Annotated in this window: 12 protein-coding genes; 5 read left to right on the top strand and 7 right to left on the bottom strand. The window is 58.3% G+C overall.

Going from position 1 to position 15,244, the window contains the following annotated elements:
• Positions 1 to 17 precede the first annotated feature (17 nt).
• Positions 18 to 1,985 carry a RecQ family ATP-dependent DNA helicase gene (locus QCD60_RS18035; RefSeq protein WP_279787638.1) on the top strand — a complete coding sequence of 656 codons (1,968 nt, stop codon included), beginning with the start codon at positions 18 to 20 and terminating at the stop codon, positions 1,983 to 1,985.
• 22 nt (positions 1,986 to 2,007) lie between these two features.
• Here the strand turns inward: QCD60_RS18035 and grxB are convergent, their stop codons facing one another.
• Positions 2,008 to 2,658: a glutaredoxin 2 gene (grxB, locus tag QCD60_RS18030; RefSeq protein ID WP_279787637.1), complete on the bottom strand. Its 651-nt coding sequence runs from the start codon at positions 2,656 to 2,658 to the stop codon at positions 2,008 to 2,010.
• Between the two features lie 368 nt (positions 2,659 to 3,026).
• Here grxB and QCD60_RS18025 point away from each other — a divergent pair, with 368 nt between their 5' ends.
• Positions 3,027 to 4,145: a 5-methyltetrahydropteroyltriglutamate--homocysteine S-methyltransferase gene (locus tag QCD60_RS18025; RefSeq protein WP_104151689.1), complete on the top strand. Its 1,119-nt coding sequence runs from the start codon at positions 3,027 to 3,029 to the stop codon at positions 4,143 to 4,145.
• A gap of 131 nt (positions 4,146 to 4,276) precedes the next feature.
• Here the strand turns inward: QCD60_RS18025 and QCD60_RS18020 are convergent, their stop codons facing one another.
• The 3 genes from QCD60_RS18020 to QCD60_RS18010 form a co-directional block, all read right to left on the bottom strand.
• Entirely contained in the window at positions 4,277 to 5,554 is a 1,278-nt protein-coding gene (locus QCD60_RS18020) for an MFS transporter (RefSeq protein WP_279787636.1), read from the bottom strand.
• Positions 5,555 to 6,098: 544 nt separating this feature from the next.
• On the bottom strand, positions 6,099 to 6,749 hold the full coding sequence (gene aroQ / locus QCD60_RS18015) for a gamma subclass chorismate mutase AroQ (protein WP_279787635.1): 651 nt from the start codon (positions 6,747 to 6,749) through the stop codon (positions 6,099 to 6,101).
• Between the two features lie 134 nt (positions 6,750 to 6,883).
• A complete protein-coding gene (locus QCD60_RS18010; RefSeq protein ID WP_279787634.1) occupies positions 6,884 to 8,299 on the bottom strand; it encodes a PLP-dependent aminotransferase family protein in 1,416 nt (471 codons plus the stop codon).
• Between the two features lie 584 nt (positions 8,300 to 8,883).
• On the opposite strand from QCD60_RS18010, the gene QCD60_RS18005 reads away from it, so the two are divergent.
• A complete protein-coding gene (locus tag QCD60_RS18005; RefSeq protein WP_279787633.1) occupies positions 8,884 to 9,891 on the top strand; it encodes a 1-aminocyclopropane-1-carboxylate deaminase in 1,008 nt (335 codons plus the stop codon).
• Positions 9,892 to 10,017: 126 nt separating this feature from the next.
• On the top strand, positions 10,018 to 10,776 hold the full coding sequence (locus QCD60_RS18000) for a hypothetical protein (protein ID WP_279787632.1): 759 nt from the start codon (positions 10,018 to 10,020) through the stop codon (positions 10,774 to 10,776).
• A gap of 85 nt (positions 10,777 to 10,861) precedes the next feature.
• Here the strand turns inward: QCD60_RS18000 and QCD60_RS17995 are convergent, their stop codons facing one another.
• From QCD60_RS17995 to QCD60_RS17985, 3 genes are all read right to left on the bottom strand, one after another.
• On the bottom strand, positions 10,862 to 12,112 hold the full coding sequence (locus QCD60_RS17995; protein WP_279787631.1) for an FAD-dependent oxidoreductase: 1,251 nt from the start codon (positions 12,110 to 12,112) through the stop codon (positions 10,862 to 10,864).
• A 109-nt stretch (positions 12,113 to 12,221) separates the two neighbouring features.
• Positions 12,222 to 12,575 carry a RidA family protein gene (locus tag QCD60_RS17990; RefSeq protein ID WP_279787630.1) on the bottom strand — a complete coding sequence of 118 codons (354 nt, stop codon included), beginning with the start codon at positions 12,573 to 12,575 and terminating at the stop codon, positions 12,222 to 12,224.
• Positions 12,576 to 12,623: 48 nt separating this feature from the next.
• Positions 12,624 to 14,123, bottom strand: coding sequence for an amidase family protein (locus QCD60_RS17985; RefSeq protein ID WP_279787629.1), 1,500 nt, complete (start codon positions 14,121 to 14,123; stop codon positions 12,624 to 12,626).
• A gap of 186 nt (positions 14,124 to 14,309) precedes the next feature.
• On the opposite strand from QCD60_RS17985, the gene QCD60_RS17980 reads away from it, so the two are divergent.
• Positions 14,310 to 15,221: a LysR family transcriptional regulator gene (locus tag QCD60_RS17980; RefSeq protein ID WP_279787628.1), complete on the top strand. Its 912-nt coding sequence runs from the start codon at positions 14,310 to 14,312 to the stop codon at positions 15,219 to 15,221.
• The last annotated feature ends 23 nt before the right edge of the window (positions 15,222 to 15,244 follow it).

Below are 15,244 nucleotides of genomic sequence, written 5' to 3'. Positions count from 1 at the left end.
CCATAAGGAAGGACGCCGTGTCTCAATCGCAGCCACTCACAGGCCTGGAACAACAACTACAGCAGTATTTTGGGTTTGCTGAGTTTCGTCAGGGCCAGCGCGAGGTGATCAGCGCCGTTGCCGAAGGGCATTCCGCCATGGCGATCTTCCCGACCGGCTCCGGAAAATCCCTGTGCTATCAGCTGGCGGCACTGCAGCTCCCTCATCTGACCCTGGTGGTATCTCCCCTGCTGGCGCTGATTCAGGACCAGCTGGAATTCCTGCAGCAGAAAGGCATTGCGGCGGCCTCCATCGATTCCAGCCAGAGCCGGGACGCCACGTCACACACCATGGAGGAGGTACGTCAGGGCAAGATCAAAATCCTGATGATCTCGGTTGAACGCCTGAAGAATGAACGCTTCCGTCGCTTTATCAGTCAGGTGCCGCTGTCACTGCTGGTGGTGGATGAGGCGCACTGTATTTCCGAATGGGGCCATAATTTCCGCCCGGATTATCTCAAGCTGCCGGAGTATCAGCGCCAGCTGGCTATTCCTCAGGCTCTGCTGCTGACGGCCACTGCCACGCCTGCCGTGATCGAAGACATGGCCAGTAAATTTGCCATTCGCCCTGAGCATATCCAGGTGACCGGCTTCTACCGCGCCAATCTGCACCTGCATATCCGCCCGGTCAACAGCGCTCAGCGTGATCAGGCCCTGCTGGCGGTGCTGCACAAGACGCCTGAGTCCGCTGCCGTGGTCTACGTCACCCTGCAGCAGACGGCTGAACGGGTCGCCGGCTTTTTGCAGGCGCAGGGTCTCGCTGCCGAGGCGTATCACGCCGGGCTCGGTAATGAGTTACGCCAGCTGATTCAGCAGCGTTTTATGGATGGGCGCAGCCGTATCATCGTCGCCACCATCGCCTTTGGGATGGGGATCGACAAGGGCGATATTCGTCAGGTGGTGCACTACGATTTGCCCAAATCGGTGGAAAACTACAGTCAGGAAATCGGCCGTGCCGGGCGTGATGGTCAGCCTTCACTCTGTACGCTGCTGGGCAGCCGCGAAGAGCTGCAGGTGCTGGAAAACTTCGTCTATGGCGATACTCCACAGGTCGACGGCATCCGCTCGGTATTGCAGACCATCGCCACCGAAGCGGAGCAGCAGGTGTGGGAAACCACCCTCTACCGTTTGTCCGAGCGCAGCAATATTCGCCAGCTGCCGCTGAAAACGCTGTTGGTTTATCTCGAACTGCGTGGCGTGATCCAGCCGCTGTACAGCTACTTTGCGGATTACCGCTTCCAGTTGCAGGAAGACAAGGACCGCCTGCTGGCCCGCTTCAACCCTGAACGCCAGCAATTCATCCAGACACTGTTTGAGCACGCGAAGCTGGGGCGCAGCTGGTACAGCCTGGATTTCGACAGTTTCAATCAGGCTCATCCCGGCCAGCGGCAGCGGCTGGTTGCCGCACTGGAATATATGGATGAGAGAGGCTGGCTGACACTGGAAGCCAAGCAGATGACCGAAGCCTATCGCGTGCTGCCCCACCCCGGTCTGGCCCATGACGACGCCATAACGACGCTGGCGCAACAACTGTCAGAACAGTTTCAGCTCAAAGAAAACAAGGAAATTGACCGGATAACCGGGATGATCGGGCTGTTTGAAAGCGACCATTGCATCAGTCAGCGTCTGGCCAGTTACTTTGGTGACCAGCAGGCACCGCAGCACTGTGGCCACTGCTCCGTGTGCCATGGTCGTGTGGCACAACTGCCCGAGCCTGTGGCGCTGCCGCCCTTGCAGCCTGAACAGCTGAGCAGCGCCCTGACCGATCTGCAGAGCAAGATGAACACCACTGCAGACCGCCACACGCTGGCCTGTTTTCTCTGTGGCATCAGCCTGCCAGCCCTGACCAAACTGCGGGCCAACCGCCTGATGGGCTATGGCAGCCTGCAGGAGTACGGCTTCGCCGCCGTGCGCCAGCAGCTGGCCAGTCTGGAAAAGGGCGAATAAGGCCAAGCGACCGAATGCAGTGTCAGATTGCGATGGCGTAATACAGCTCGGTCCGGGTCAGCGCGGCTATCTCCTGCAGATAGTCGCGCACCTGCTGGGGGATCTGCAGATCCTGCACCAGCGTGAGATTACGCAGAGTGGGGTAAATCATCACATCGTCCCAGCCCAGGGTGTCACCGTTCTCCGAAGGCAGTGACAGATGCGGCAGGCTGGCCAGCATGGTTTCCACTCGCTGCTTATGCAATGCGGTATCGGCCATCGCGGTGGCAAAGGACTGCTCGATCATCGGCTCTTTATTGCGCTGAAAATAATCGCGGGCAGACTGCGTAGCAAACTCCGGCAGACCAGCCTGAATATTGCGAGGGAACAGCAGGCAGCTGATGGAACGCTGCACACTGCTGATCACGGCGGTGATGCTCTGATAGTCAGTAGGGGCTCGCATCAGCTTCACACCGGATCCAATTTCATCCAGCTTCTTGGCAATATCCAGGCTTTCCCCCATCGCCTGATCATCCCACGCCAGAATAGGTACCATCTTCTTGCCAATCAGCTGATGGCAGCTCGCCTCATCATCATTGAGCAAGGGCACGATCTGCAGATCGACATCCTTATAGCCTGCCACCATGGCTGCACGAACACAGAACGGACAGTGGTCGTAGACATATAACTTCATCAAAACAGCGCTCCCCAGTATTTATCCCTTTGCAGCACAACAAAGACCTTATTCACGCTCTTAGAAGCGGTGGTCAGACAAGACAAACAGGTTTCCGATATTGCACTGCAAAATAGCCGACGTTCAAGGTTATGTCGTTGTGCCGGGCAAAATACAACAGCCACGGCGGGAAACAAAATCACTCAGGCCTCGCAACACCGGCTGACTGCGCACCGCCTCACCTCTGTATTAATTTTCTTCACTTTAAAACTGAAGAGAAGGCATTGGATCCAAACACAAACATTCCCTTACTATGCGCCCAGCATTCTACTAATCAGCATGCAGTCGACCCGTCGACCTGCTGCATGCCACTCATAAGGATCCGTGTCATGGCCAAGTTCACCCTGCCCTACCGTGCCGAGCAAGTCGGCAGTCTGTTACGTCCGCAGGCACTGCAGGATGCCCGTCAGGCTTTCGCGCAAGGCAAGCTGGATATCGCCGCCCTGCGCAGCGTAGAGAATCTGGAGATCGCCAAGATTGTCAGAAAGCAGGAAGAGATCGGCCTGAAGAGCATCAGCGATGGCGAGTTCCGCCGTACCTACTTCCATCTGGATTTTCTGCAGCAGCTGGACGGTGTCAGCGTGACCGGCAACATCGCCGCCAACCCCAGTGCCAAACGCAGTGATGACGGCTTCACCCCGCCAAAACTGAGCGTGACCGGCAAGTTACGCCATGCGCGCAACATCGAAGTGGACAACTTTACTTTCCTGCAGAGCCAAATCCGGCAGGGCACCGCCAAGGTCGCCATGCCCTCCCCCACCATGGTGCATTTCCGCGGTGGTCGGGCAGCCATCGACATCGCCTCCTACCCTGACCTTGATCCCTTCTTTGAGGATCTGGCGCAGTGCTATCGCGATGAGCTGAATGCGCTGTATCAGGCAGGTTGCCGCTATGTGCAGCTGGATGACACCAACCTGGCCTATCTGTGCGACCCCAAGATGCGCGCTGCTGCTGAACAACGGGGTGAAGACCTGAGCCAGCTGCCGCACCGTTACGCCGAACTGATCAACGCCGCCATCAGCCAGCGCCCCGCCGACATGGTGGTAGGCATTCATCTGTGCCGCGGTAACTTCCGCAGCACCTGGTTTGCCGAAGGCGGCTACGATGCCGTTGCCGAAGTGCTGTTCAATGAGCTGGACGTCAACACCTACTTCCTGGAGTACGACGACGAACGCTCAGGCGATTTCTCACCACTGCGCTTCGTCCCCGACAACAAGTCGGTGGTACTCGGCGTGGTGTCCAGCAAGATTGCCCAGCTGGAAGATCAGGGCTTTATCATCAACCGCATTCAGGATGCCGCCCGCTACATGCCGCTGGACAACCTGTGCCTGAGCCCACAGTGCGGCTTCTCAAGCACCTGCCACGGCAATGATCTGAGCGAACAGCAGCAATGGGACAAACTCAGGCTGGTGGTGGATGTCGCCCGCGAAGTCTGGGGTGACCGCTAGGAGTGTGTGCAGGGTTTTGCGTTATCCGTCGCGGTCTGACTGAGCGCGCGACACCGCAATCCGTTCAGAATGCAAAAAGGCCAGCATGGTAATGCTGGCCTTTTTACTGGCGGCGACTTATCCGCTACGCGCTATTTGGCCACCATTCCCGCAGCCATGGCTTCAGCCTCTGCGCTGGTGCTGTCCTCTGCGGCCTTCTGCAAGCGACGGCTGACCCAGATCGATGTCAGCAGGCTGAGTATCCCGGCACCGATCATCACCGGACGGTTGCCCAGATGCTCCATCAGCGTACCCAGCATCAGGCTGCCTACCGAGGCACCGCCCATCACAATGGCTCCCCACAGGCTGACTACCCGGCCACGAAAGGCACGGTCAACGGTCATCTGAATCAGGGTCTGGGAGCCAATACCGGCCATGGTGCTGAAAAACGCCAGGCCGGCAATGACCAGCAAACCGTAGTGAAAGTTCTGATAGCTGCCCATCAGGATCACCACGATGGCGGTGATGATCGAACCCCAGCGGGTCGCGGCCAGCATGGTATTGCGCTGCTTCAGACCAGACAGCCACACACCGGAGATAACCGCAGCAATACCAGCTGATGAGGTCAGCATCGCCAGCTCGGATACTCCCTGATTGAACCAGCTCTGTACCAGTGCTGGCAGCAGCTCCAGAAACGCACGGGCAAACACGGTAGTAAATAATGTGACCAGCAACAGGCACAGGATGAACTCGTTGCTGCGGGCATAGTTCAGGCCGGAGCGGAACTCGCTGAGCACCCCTTCCTTCTTCTTGCTCTTGCGGCTGTCATCGGAGGCTCGGGCAGAGGCGTTCAGTTTGGCCCGCATCAACAGCAGCGGCATCGGCAGATAGAACGCTGCCGTCACCGCAAAGGCAGTAGCGTTACCCCAGTGGTTGATGATGATTCCGGCCAGCGCCGGGCCGATAAAGCGCGAGGTATTGAAGATGATGGAGTTGGATGCGACGGCCCGTTGCAGGTATTTGGGGTTGAACACCAGATCAGAGACCAGCGCCAGCCGCATCGGCTGATAAACGCTGGTGGTCAGGCCCAGCAACAGGGCAAACCCCAACAGCAGATAGGGATCATGCCAGCCGCGGGCGATCATCAGCGCCATGGCGGCAGACAAAAGCGAATTCCAGAAATTGAGACTGATGACGCCTGCACGCAGGTTGATGCGATCCGCCAGCACCCCGAAGAAAGGCCCGAAGATCACCGTGGGGAAGAACATGAAGAAGGCAATCATGCCTACCCAGGTTTCAGAGTGAGTGGATGACCACGCCATCCACCCCAGTGTCAGCCGCTGAATCCATACCCCCTGGGTAGAGAACAGCGACCCCAGCATATAGCGCAGCAGGGTGCGTTCGCGGAAAAACTCGTTGGATTTAAACAAGATAGCCACCTGAAAGAAAAGCTCCCCGCCCGCAGTGTCAAACGATAGAAAACTCGGCATGGATGGTGGTGGAATCAGCAGCCCGCTCCGGAATCTGCTCACCTGATTGTGAACTCGCTCCAGAAAGCCACCTTACACCGCCAGTGACCGAACACCATTGCGACAGGGGTACAGCACATGGATCAGGACATTGTGAGCAGCTATTTTCATTCGATTATCGTGCACTACTCACCCATTAATCTATCAATCGATTGATTAAATGGCATTAAACTGTAAAAACGCCGCCAATGCCAGTGAGAATAATTAACAAATTATGTAAGGAGGATTAGGGACTGGCCCGAGCAAACGCAAGCAGACACCAGACGAGAGAAGGATGGCGGTACACCGCATCAGGATACTGGCAGGAATAAACGGAACATTGAAAACAGAACATTGAAAACAGAACATTGAAAACAGAACATTGAAAACAGAACATTGAAAACAGAACATTGAGAAAAGAGCATTGAGAACGGCTCAGGCGTCCGTTCTCTGCCTGATCATAGACTCAGGGCTGTCGGCAGATATCGCCAAACGCCCGCACCAGCGCCATGCTGTGCAGATCATCGAAATCACTGTCGTTAGCCTGAAAGGCAATGGCTTCATGCAGCTTCACCGCGCAATCCCCCTGCTTCAGCTCCGCCTCTGCCGCACCGAAGATGCTCAGAATCTGCTGGTTGATACGGGTGATGTCCTGTCGGATGGTCTCCAGATCATCCGCTGGGCCGACCAGATCCGGCGTCACAGCATACGTATCGAGCAGGTTGTACTGCACCAGCTGGTTGGCTTCTATCTGCGCACTGAAAAACGCCTTCACCTTTTGCGGCTCAAGGGCATACTGCTTTGACTCTTCAACCAGCGCCTGCAACTGCTGCTGAATACGCTGCGGGTCTTCCACCGCCTTCCCCGTATGAAACTTGCTCACGGCCACGGCATCAGCCAGTGCCAGCCGCTCACTGCTCAGCCGCACCAGATTGGCCAGCCCGCTATTGCTAGAAACAGGACGAGAGCTGCCGGACGCTGCCGGAGTGGCCGCATCGGTACTGCCCGCAAGTGCCCTGTGGCCTCCACCGAGGCAAATCAGCATGGTCAGCAACACCATGCTCAACCGGCTTTTTGTTGCGGCCTGCCGACCGCCGATGACGTTCACTTTATCCATGCTTACCTTCTCGCCAGCCCGAATTTGTCAGTCTGCTATCTGTGCTGAGGCTTGTAGCTGACCTCAAGCACTGCACAAAGATTCCGTCTTCACCCACGTTGCTGCTGCAGTATTACTGCTTCCTGCGAACGTGTTCACGATCTGCTGACAGATGCTCCCGCCTTCTGCCCGGGTTGTGCCAGCCAGTCGAACAGCTTCGGGCAGTTATAGGCCACATTGAGCCGAATCCACGGGCTGACATCGCGTGTGACAAAGGCTTTGCCGGGGGCCACCCACAGCCCGGCCCGGGCGGCATGCTGCGCCAGCTCAAGGGAATCCGACCAGTCCGGGTGGCGGGTCCAGATAAACATGCCGTCACCGCTGTCGCTGCTGTCCTCATCACTGCCCCAGCATTGCCAGCCATGGCGCAGTAGCACCTCGCGCAGCTCCCGCCGCCCGTCAAACAGGCGGGTACGCAGGCGATCAATGTGCTTCTTGTAATTGCCTCGCGACAGGCTGTGATAGACCACCTTCTCGACAAACTCGGAACCGGTAATGGACTCCAGCAGCTTGATCTTGCTCAGCCGCGCCATGATGTCAGCAGAGGCGGCAATAAAGCCGACACGCAAATCCGCCGACACCGTCTTGCTGAAGCCACTGACGTAAATCACCTTGTCGAGCTGATCCAGCGTCGCCAGACGAATCAGTGCCGGATCGGCAAGATCGCCGTAGATATCGTCTTCAATCAGGAACATACCGGCCTTCTCGGCAGCCGACACCAGCCGAAAGGCCTTGCCGGGGCTGATACTGCTGCCGGTGGGATTATGCAGGATGGACTGCAGGAAGAACGCCTTGGGGTGATGCTGCTCAATGGCCTCCTGCAACTGCTGCAGGTCCGGTCCGTCAGGCTGCCGTTCGATGGCGATCACCTGCATGCCGGCCAGCCGCAGCAAACCGATCAGGTTGTAGTAACTGGGCGCCTCCACCAGGACGGTATCGCCGGGCGACAACAAGGCCCGGATCAGGTAGTTGAGTGCTTCAGTAACACCGCGGGTCAGCACCAGCTGTTCCTGACGCACACTGATCTGCATGGCTTCCAGCTTCAGCTGCACCAGTTCAAGCAGCGGCTGAAAGCCACGTTCGAGGCCATAGCTGTAGACATTGGTGGCGGGCAGTGAGGCGACCGTCTTGATGTGCTGACTGAGCTCCAGCTCCTCCAGCCAGTCAGGCGGCAGGGTGCCACTGCCGCATTTGACCAGATCATTGCGATCCAGCAGACCGCGGATCAGCAGGGCGACATCCAGTACATCATCGGTGGGGAAACTGCTGCTGTTACGCACCGTCTGCGGTGTGCGACAGACATAGAAGCCCGATCCCTGACGGGCTTCCAGCACGCCCATGGCCTCCAGCCGCTCGTAGACGGCCGTCATGGCATAACGACTGAGACCACAGCGATCAGCTGCAGCGCGAATAGATTCCATACGATAACCACGAGGCAGATTGCGCTGCTCAATCTGCTGGCGAAAGACCTCTACCCATTTGTCGATATCTGCCATGGCCAGCTCTGCCATTGTCCTCTCCTGTCAGCACGTGCCCGGCTCCGCCTTGCTGCACGCTGGTGCGTTCCTCTGCTGGCAGACAGTCACCCGCCCGCCTTCAGACAGTTATCACCGCAAAACAGACACCCTGTCTGCAATTTCAGACAGTTCTGCAAGGTAGGTGCCAGATTGTCCTGAGCAGAAAGTCCGCGTGGGGATATTGTCTAGCAGGTCGTTGAAAATCTATCTGCGTTGCCGAATACCGCGTCAAAAACAGGCTCAAAATGCTCATTTAGTTCACTAAACTCCGCTTTTTCGCCTGTTTTTTCCTTGTCTCGGCTGCCTCGATGACGTTTTTCAACAGCCTGCTAGGAGACTTTCGGACTTAACTGATCGTAGCGAGGGGAAGCCCGTTTTGAGGCAGTTTATGGCGCGCTCTTGAGGGCAATAGTGGTTCTATTGGCCGAAAGAGAGCGTAAAAAATGACCAAAATCGGCTTTCCCGCAGTAGATCATAGTTAAGTCCGGCAGGCTCCAATCATCGGCCAGTGACGCGCGGCACTGGGAGAAGCACTTGAAGCTAATAACGCTGCCTCCGGCAGTCTGAAGGATGACATCATGAATCTGAGCAAATTCGAACGTTTCCCCCTGATGCACGGCAAGTCACCCATTCACCCGCTGAAGCGTCTGACTCAGCATCTGGGTGGCGCTGAAATCTGGGCCAAACGTGAAGACGTCAACAGCGGCCTGGCCTACGGCGGTAACAAGACCCGCAAACTGGAATACTTTCTGCCGGAAGCCATCCGTCAGGGTTGCGATACGCTGGTATCCATCGGCGGCGTGCAGTCCAACCATACCCGTCAGGTCGCTGCGGCCGCCGCTCTTGCCGGTCTGAAGTGTGTGGTGGTGCAGGAGCGCTGGGTCGACTGGCCTGACAGCGTCTACGACCGGGTCGGCAACATCCTGCTGAGCCGCATCATGGGTGCAGAAGTGATCCTCGATCAGTCCGGTTTCGATATCGGTATCCGTGACAGCTGGAAACGCGCTCTGGAGCTGGTGGAATCACGCGGCGGCAAACCTTACGCCATTCCTGCCGGTGGCTCTGACCATCCCTTCGGTGGGTTAGGTTTCGCCAACTTCGCCGAAGAAGTGGCCGAACAGGAAAAAGAACTGGGCATTTTCTTTGACCATATCGTCGTCTGCAGCGTCACCGGTAGCACTCAGGGCGGCATGATCGCCGGTTTCGCCGGTCAGGATCGCCCCCGCAGGGTGATTGGTATTGATGCCTCTGCCAAGCCCGATGCCACACGTGCTGCCATTCTGAAAATCGCCCGTATGACGGCCGAGCAGATCGAGCTGGGCCGTGACCTGACCGACGCCGATGTCATTCTGGAAACCGCCTACGGTGGCCCGGTCTATGGTCAGCCTAACGAAGGCACACTGGAGGCCATCAAGCTGGCAGGCCGTCTGGAAGGCATGCTGACTGACCCCGTGTATGAAGGTAAGTCCATGCACGGCATGATCGACATGGTACAGAGCGGTGCCATTCCGAAAGATGCCAAAGTGCTGTACGTCCACCTTGGCGGTGCTCCCGCGCTGAACGCCTACAGCTCCCTGTTTTCCTGAGCGGCACTCATTCTGAGTGGCGTCTCTTCTCAGTGGCAAAGCAGATGCCGTGAGAAGTGAAACAATGCGAGAAGCCTGAGGGCTTCTCGCCATTTGCCTTTCCCTCGACCACAACAGGAACACAGCATGGCATCACATCGACAGGACGCGAGCCTGCGCATGGGTCTGCGCTTTGACCCCTTCCTTCTCTGGCTGCAACAGGATGTACTGCGACCGCATCAGCTGAAAGAAATGCTGGATCAGGCACGACAGCAGCAGGTCGCCTATCTCAGTTGCGACAGCCACTTTCTGCCCGTGCTCAGGCAGCTGTATGAGCAAGACCCGGACCTCTTCACCCACCTGCCACTGCAACTACGCTATCTCTCCACCAGCCTGCCCGCTGCAGACAGTGCCTCCCTCGCGGAAGCCAGCTTCCACCCCGACACCCTGCCTGTGACCGCCGTTGTCAGCCCTGCACTGCAGACACTCCCCATCTCACCTGAGTTACCCCGCGACATAGCCTGGATTCAGCCGCTGACTTCAATCGATGCCGTGCTGCATCCTGCCGCGCAGGGCGGGCTATATACACTGGCCGCCATCAGCACCATGAGCAGTGAACAGCAGACACGCTACAGCCAGCAGCTCAACCGCCTGGGCGAACGCTGCCACGCCCTGCAGCAAAGCCTGACGGTACTGGTGAACGGTCTCAATCATGACAGCCTGCCCAGCCTGTTCAGCCCCTATATCGATCAGGTCGAACTGGACGAGCATGCGGCTTTTGATCTGCTGGAAAAGGGCTTCGCCGAACAGCTCAAACAGTGCCGCTACATGCTCAATGAAGTGGCCTACTGCCGGCCATCACGACCAGAACAGCAAGCGCTGGAGCCGCTGATCATGTACTTCTGACACGTCAGCAATGCCCTGATCAATAACAAGAAAACGCAAAGACTGTCAGGCCCGCACAAGCGAACCTGACTGGAAAGACAGCACCTCAGAACGAGCGTGCCGGTGAAAAAGGCTGCATATCGATCGCTGCAGGCTCCCCGCTCATCATCGCCGCCAGTAACATGCCCGTGGCAGGGCCCAGGGTAAAACCCTGATGGCCATGACCAAATGCACACCACATGCCGTCAACACCCGGTACCGCACCGATCACTGGCTTCATATCCGGCATACAGGGCCGCGCGCCCTTCCAGGGTTGTGGGTCCACCCGCTCGCCGATGGCAAACGTCTGCCGCGCTACGGCCTCTGCCGCTTCCAGCTGCGCATAGGACGCCGGCTCATCCAGCAGCGCCAGTTCAGCCCCCGTTGTCAGCCGTATCCCCTGTTTCATCGGTGCCATCAGATAGCCACGCTCGGCATCCAGTACCCAGTGCGTTTGCTGTGGCCCGCTTTCACGATAACGATAATGCATGTGGTAACCGCGTTTGACGAACAGCGGTGGCGCGTAGCCAAACCGCGACGTCAGCCGGGTCGACCAGGGGCCAAGACAGACCACCACTTCAGTAGCAAGATGATCATCAAGCTGCTCGTCACGAATATGCCAGTGCGGCCCCTGCCGGGTCAGGGTCGCCGCATCACCACGCAGAATACGGCCGCCCAGCTGCTCGAATAATGCCGCATAGGCTTTCACCAGATCACCGGGGCTGCGGATAGTCCACGGATCCGTCCAGTGAATGCCGCCCGCGTGACTGTCTGCCAGTGTCGGCTCCAGCTGCGCCAGCTCCTTGCCTGTCAGCTTGCGATGACTGACGCCTTCTGCCCGCACCGCCTCGGCGGTCGCAAACGCCTCGTCCCGTGCCTGTTCAGTCCGGTAAAGAAACACCAGCCCCTGCTCACCCAGCAGTCCATCTGCACCGGCCGCCTCAATAAGGTCACCGTGACTGTCCAGTGACAGCGCAATGATGGAGGCATAGTCACGGGCAATTTTCTGATACCGGGCCGGTGCCGAGTGGCGGTAGTACTGCAGTAGCGGGCCCATGCTTTGCAGCACCGACAGGGGGCGATAGCGAATATCCAGACGCTGGTTGCCCATAGCGCTGAACAGGGTCGGCCAGTCTCGGGGGAAAGCATACGGCCGGACGGCCTCGCGCTGAATCACCCCGGCGTTGCCGTAGGAGGTTTCCTCACCCGGCGCTTTGCGATCAATCACTACGACAGACCTGCCCCGACGCTGCAAATGGATGGCGGTACAGATACCGACCATCCCGGCGCCCAGCACGATGACATCACTATTCACCATCCACTGCTCCTTGCTGCACTGCCTGACCGCGCGCCGCCCCATGCTGCGCCGATCCTCATCAGATCACCATACTTAACAGTGACACCTGAACGCCACTGTCATTCAGAAGTCAAACCGGCAGTCGGGCGATAACGGTAATCTCCATCTTCACCTTATCCACCATCAGCCCGGCGCATACGGTGGTGCGCACCGGCAACGGATCACTGAACCACGGTGCATAAGCCTGATTGAACTCGGCGAAATAGCTGCGGTCCGTCAGGTAGACCGTGCAGGACACCACATCCGTCATCGACAGCCCCTGCGTCTGCAGGGTGTCACGTACCCGGCCAAGCATCACGTTCACCTGTTCGGTCACGCTCTCAGGCACCTCACCGTCAGGCAGAAAAGGCAGCTCACCAGCAAGCAGGGCAAAACCGTTCTCAATACGCACTTTGGAAAAAGGCAGTTTAGCGGGCACAGACATAGGCTATTCCTTGATCAGTCAGGAGTGAAATACCACCTCGGCACTGCATCAGCAGCCCACAGGCAAATAGAAATCTGCCATGGAAGCGATGGCAGGTGCCTGTTTCAACGCGTCAATATCCGCACACGGGCGCGCCGTTGCCGGATCAGCGGCCAGATGTTGCTCCAGTGCATTAGCCATGCGCAGCAGTGCCACATCACCGCCACGCGGGCCGATGATCTGCAAGCCAAAGGGCATCCCGCGCGCGTCACAGCCAACCGGCAGGGAGATGGAGGGCAGCCCTGCCAGGGTTGAAGCATAGGCCATGGCCAGCCAGTGGTAGTAGGTACGGGTAGGCTGGCCGTTGATTTCTTTGGGATAGAGCTCCGTCCAGCGGCGCGGGCTGATGGTCACGGCCGGTGCAATGACGAAATCATACTGGAGAAAGAACTGCTGCCAGCGACGAAACAGCTGGGTCTGCAGTTCCAGCCCCTCGGCGATGTCCTGAGCGCTGTATTGCAGCCCTTCTTCGACGTTGAGGCGGACGTTTTCTCCGACCTGCCGTGGATCCTGCTCATAGAGTTTGCGGGTAGCGGTGAGGAACATCAGCGAGCGCAGCTTTTCAAAAGCCTCATCGGAGCCGGTACAGTCGGGCGTAGCGTCATCGGCCTGCCGGAATACGGAGCGAAAACGCGCCGTCTTGGCGGTGAAGGTATCTCGCACCAGATGCTCGACCGGGGCGAAGCCGAAGTCGGCAGTACAGGCCACCCGCAGCTGACACAGATCCAGAGCCTTGAGAGGGGAAAACTCTTCCGCCTGCCGCATCTGTCGGCCATGCACCGTCGCGGTGATCGGATCAACCGGCTCTTCCCCCTTGATGACCGACAGCATCAGCGCGGCATCCTCGACGGTACGCGCCATCGGCCCGAGGGTCGATAGCTGAGACCAGCCAATACTACGCTTTTCTGACGGCACCAGCCCGGGAGTGGGACGGAAGCCCACGATACCGCAGAAGGCCGCCGGGTTACGCAAGGAGCCACCCGTGTCGGAGCCAGTTGCCAGCGGCACCATGCCACAGGCCAGTGCCGCGGCGGAGCCACCGGAAGAGCCCGCCGCCGAACGGCTGGGGTCAAAGGGGTTGCCAGTGGTGCCGTACACCGCGTTACGCGAATTGCCTCCGGCGCCCCACTCCGGCACGTTGGTTTTGCCAATGATATTGGCCCCGGCAGCACGCAGTACCGCCACCAGACGTTCATCCTGCCGGGCAATATTGTCCTTACGGGCCAGGCTGCCAAAGGTCGTCGGCAATCCAGCGGCATCCACCATGTCCTTCACCGCCAGAGGCAGTCCGAACAACGCGCCCAGCGGCTCGCCCTGCATGACTTGCCGCTCCTGCTGTCTGGCCACTTGCCGGGCCGTCTCCAGATCCGTGGCCACCATGGCATTGACGGCAGGATTGACTGCCTCAATACGCTCAATACAGCTTTCGGTCAGTTCAACAGGGGAAACGACTTTTCTGGCCATCAGGCTGCGTACTGCAGTGGCCGACAAATCGCAAAGCGCCGTCATGAGCTATCTCCTGGCTATGGGCATGGATGCCAGCAGCACCGCAAGCAGGATGATCCTCGCCCTGACACGATGCCTGACAATTGCATCTTAGGGAGTGGCAAACCATACTTCCATTTCAACTTTATCAGCGAATCGTTGCTAAAAACGCAAAGTGAACAGGCGTTTCAAAGCCACTCTGGAGGCGCTATGAGTGCTCGAATTCTGCAGGACACCGCCATTCGTTACTTCCTGGAGGTGGTGCGCTGTGGCTCCATCAGCGAAGCGGCTACCCGGCTCAATGTCACGGCCTCAGCCATCAGCCGCCAGATCAGTGGCCTGGAAAGCGCGCTGGATACCGTGCTGTTCGAGCGTCGCAGCCGGGGCATGGAACCCAGCGCCGCAGGCGAGCTGCTGGCCGCCTATGCCTTTCGCAATCAGCTGGAAACCGAACGTGTACACAATGAGATTCAGGCACTTAACGGCCTGGGTCGTGGTGAGGTGCGCATTGCCTGCACGGCCGGTTTTGCGGTTGATCTGGTACCCCGTGCCATCAACCAGTTTCGCCAGCAGTACCCGGGCATCTCCTTCCAGCTCGATGTCGTTATCGCCCGTGAAGTGAGCCGGCGACTGATCGAAGCCGAAGCCGACATTGGCCTGACCTTCTCCCAGGCACCTGAGCCTCATCTGAATGTCGAGTACCGTCTGAATGCGCCCATCATGGCGATCATGCATCAGACGCATCCACTGGCAGACAAACACAGCCTGATGCTGTCGCAGCTCAGTGGTTACCCTCTCGGCCTGCCATCACGCAATATTCTGATGCGTACCGTGCTGGACGCCGGATTCAGCCGCAAGGGGCTGCCGATGAATATTGCCTTCACCACCAGCTCCATTGTGGCACTGCTGGCCTTTGCCCAGGCGCAGGACTGTATTGTCTTCTCCACCGAGCCACTGGTGCGCAGCTATCTGGCAGCCAATCAGATGGTTGCCGTACCGATCAAGGACAGAGACATGAACTCGCTGAATATAGAGCTGCATACTCTGGCGGGGCGCAATCTGCCCAGAGCCGTCGCAGTCTTTATGGAGCAGCTGAAGGCTCTGCTGACGGAGGAACAATAAGGTTCAGTCAGGCGGGGTCAGAA

This window comes from Pokkaliibacter sp. MBI-7, from assembly GCF_029846635.1.
Classification (GTDB): domain Bacteria; phylum Pseudomonadota; class Gammaproteobacteria; order Pseudomonadales; family Balneatricaceae; genus Pokkaliibacter.
This window is presented reverse-complemented; position numbering and strand designations above follow the sequence as displayed.

Excerpts from the sequence above, each read along its gene's own strand:
- grxB (WP_279787637.1), bottom strand. The coding sequence starts at position 2,658 with ATGAAGTTATATGTCTACGACCACTGTCCGTTCTGTGTTCGTGCAGCC.
- QCD60_RS18025 (WP_104151689.1), top strand. The coding sequence starts at position 3,027 with ATGGCCAAGTTCACCCTGCCCTACCGTGCCGAGCAAGTCGGCAGTCTG.
- aroQ (WP_279787635.1), bottom strand. The coding sequence starts at position 6,749 with ATGGATAAAGTGAACGTCATCGGCGGTCGGCAGGCCGCAACAAAAAGC.
- QCD60_RS18010 (WP_279787634.1), bottom strand. The coding sequence starts at position 8,299 with ATGGCAGAGCTGGCCATGGCAGATATCGACAAATGGGTAGAGGTCTTT.
- QCD60_RS18005 (WP_279787633.1), top strand. The coding sequence starts at position 8,884 with ATGAATCTGAGCAAATTCGAACGTTTCCCCCTGATGCACGGCAAGTCA.
- QCD60_RS18000 (WP_279787632.1), top strand. The coding sequence starts at position 10,018 with ATGGCATCACATCGACAGGACGCGAGCCTGCGCATGGGTCTGCGCTTT.
- QCD60_RS17995 (WP_279787631.1), bottom strand. The coding sequence starts at position 12,112 with ATGGTGAATAGTGATGTCATCGTGCTGGGCGCCGGGATGGTCGGTATC.
- QCD60_RS17990 (WP_279787630.1), bottom strand. The coding sequence starts at position 12,575 with ATGTCTGTGCCCGCTAAACTGCCTTTTTCCAAAGTGCGTATTGAGAAC.
- QCD60_RS17985 (WP_279787629.1), bottom strand. The coding sequence starts at position 14,123 with ATGACGGCGCTTTGCGATTTGTCGGCCACTGCAGTACGCAGCCTGATG.
- QCD60_RS17980 (WP_279787628.1), top strand. The coding sequence starts at position 14,310 with ATGAGTGCTCGAATTCTGCAGGACACCGCCATTCGTTACTTCCTGGAG.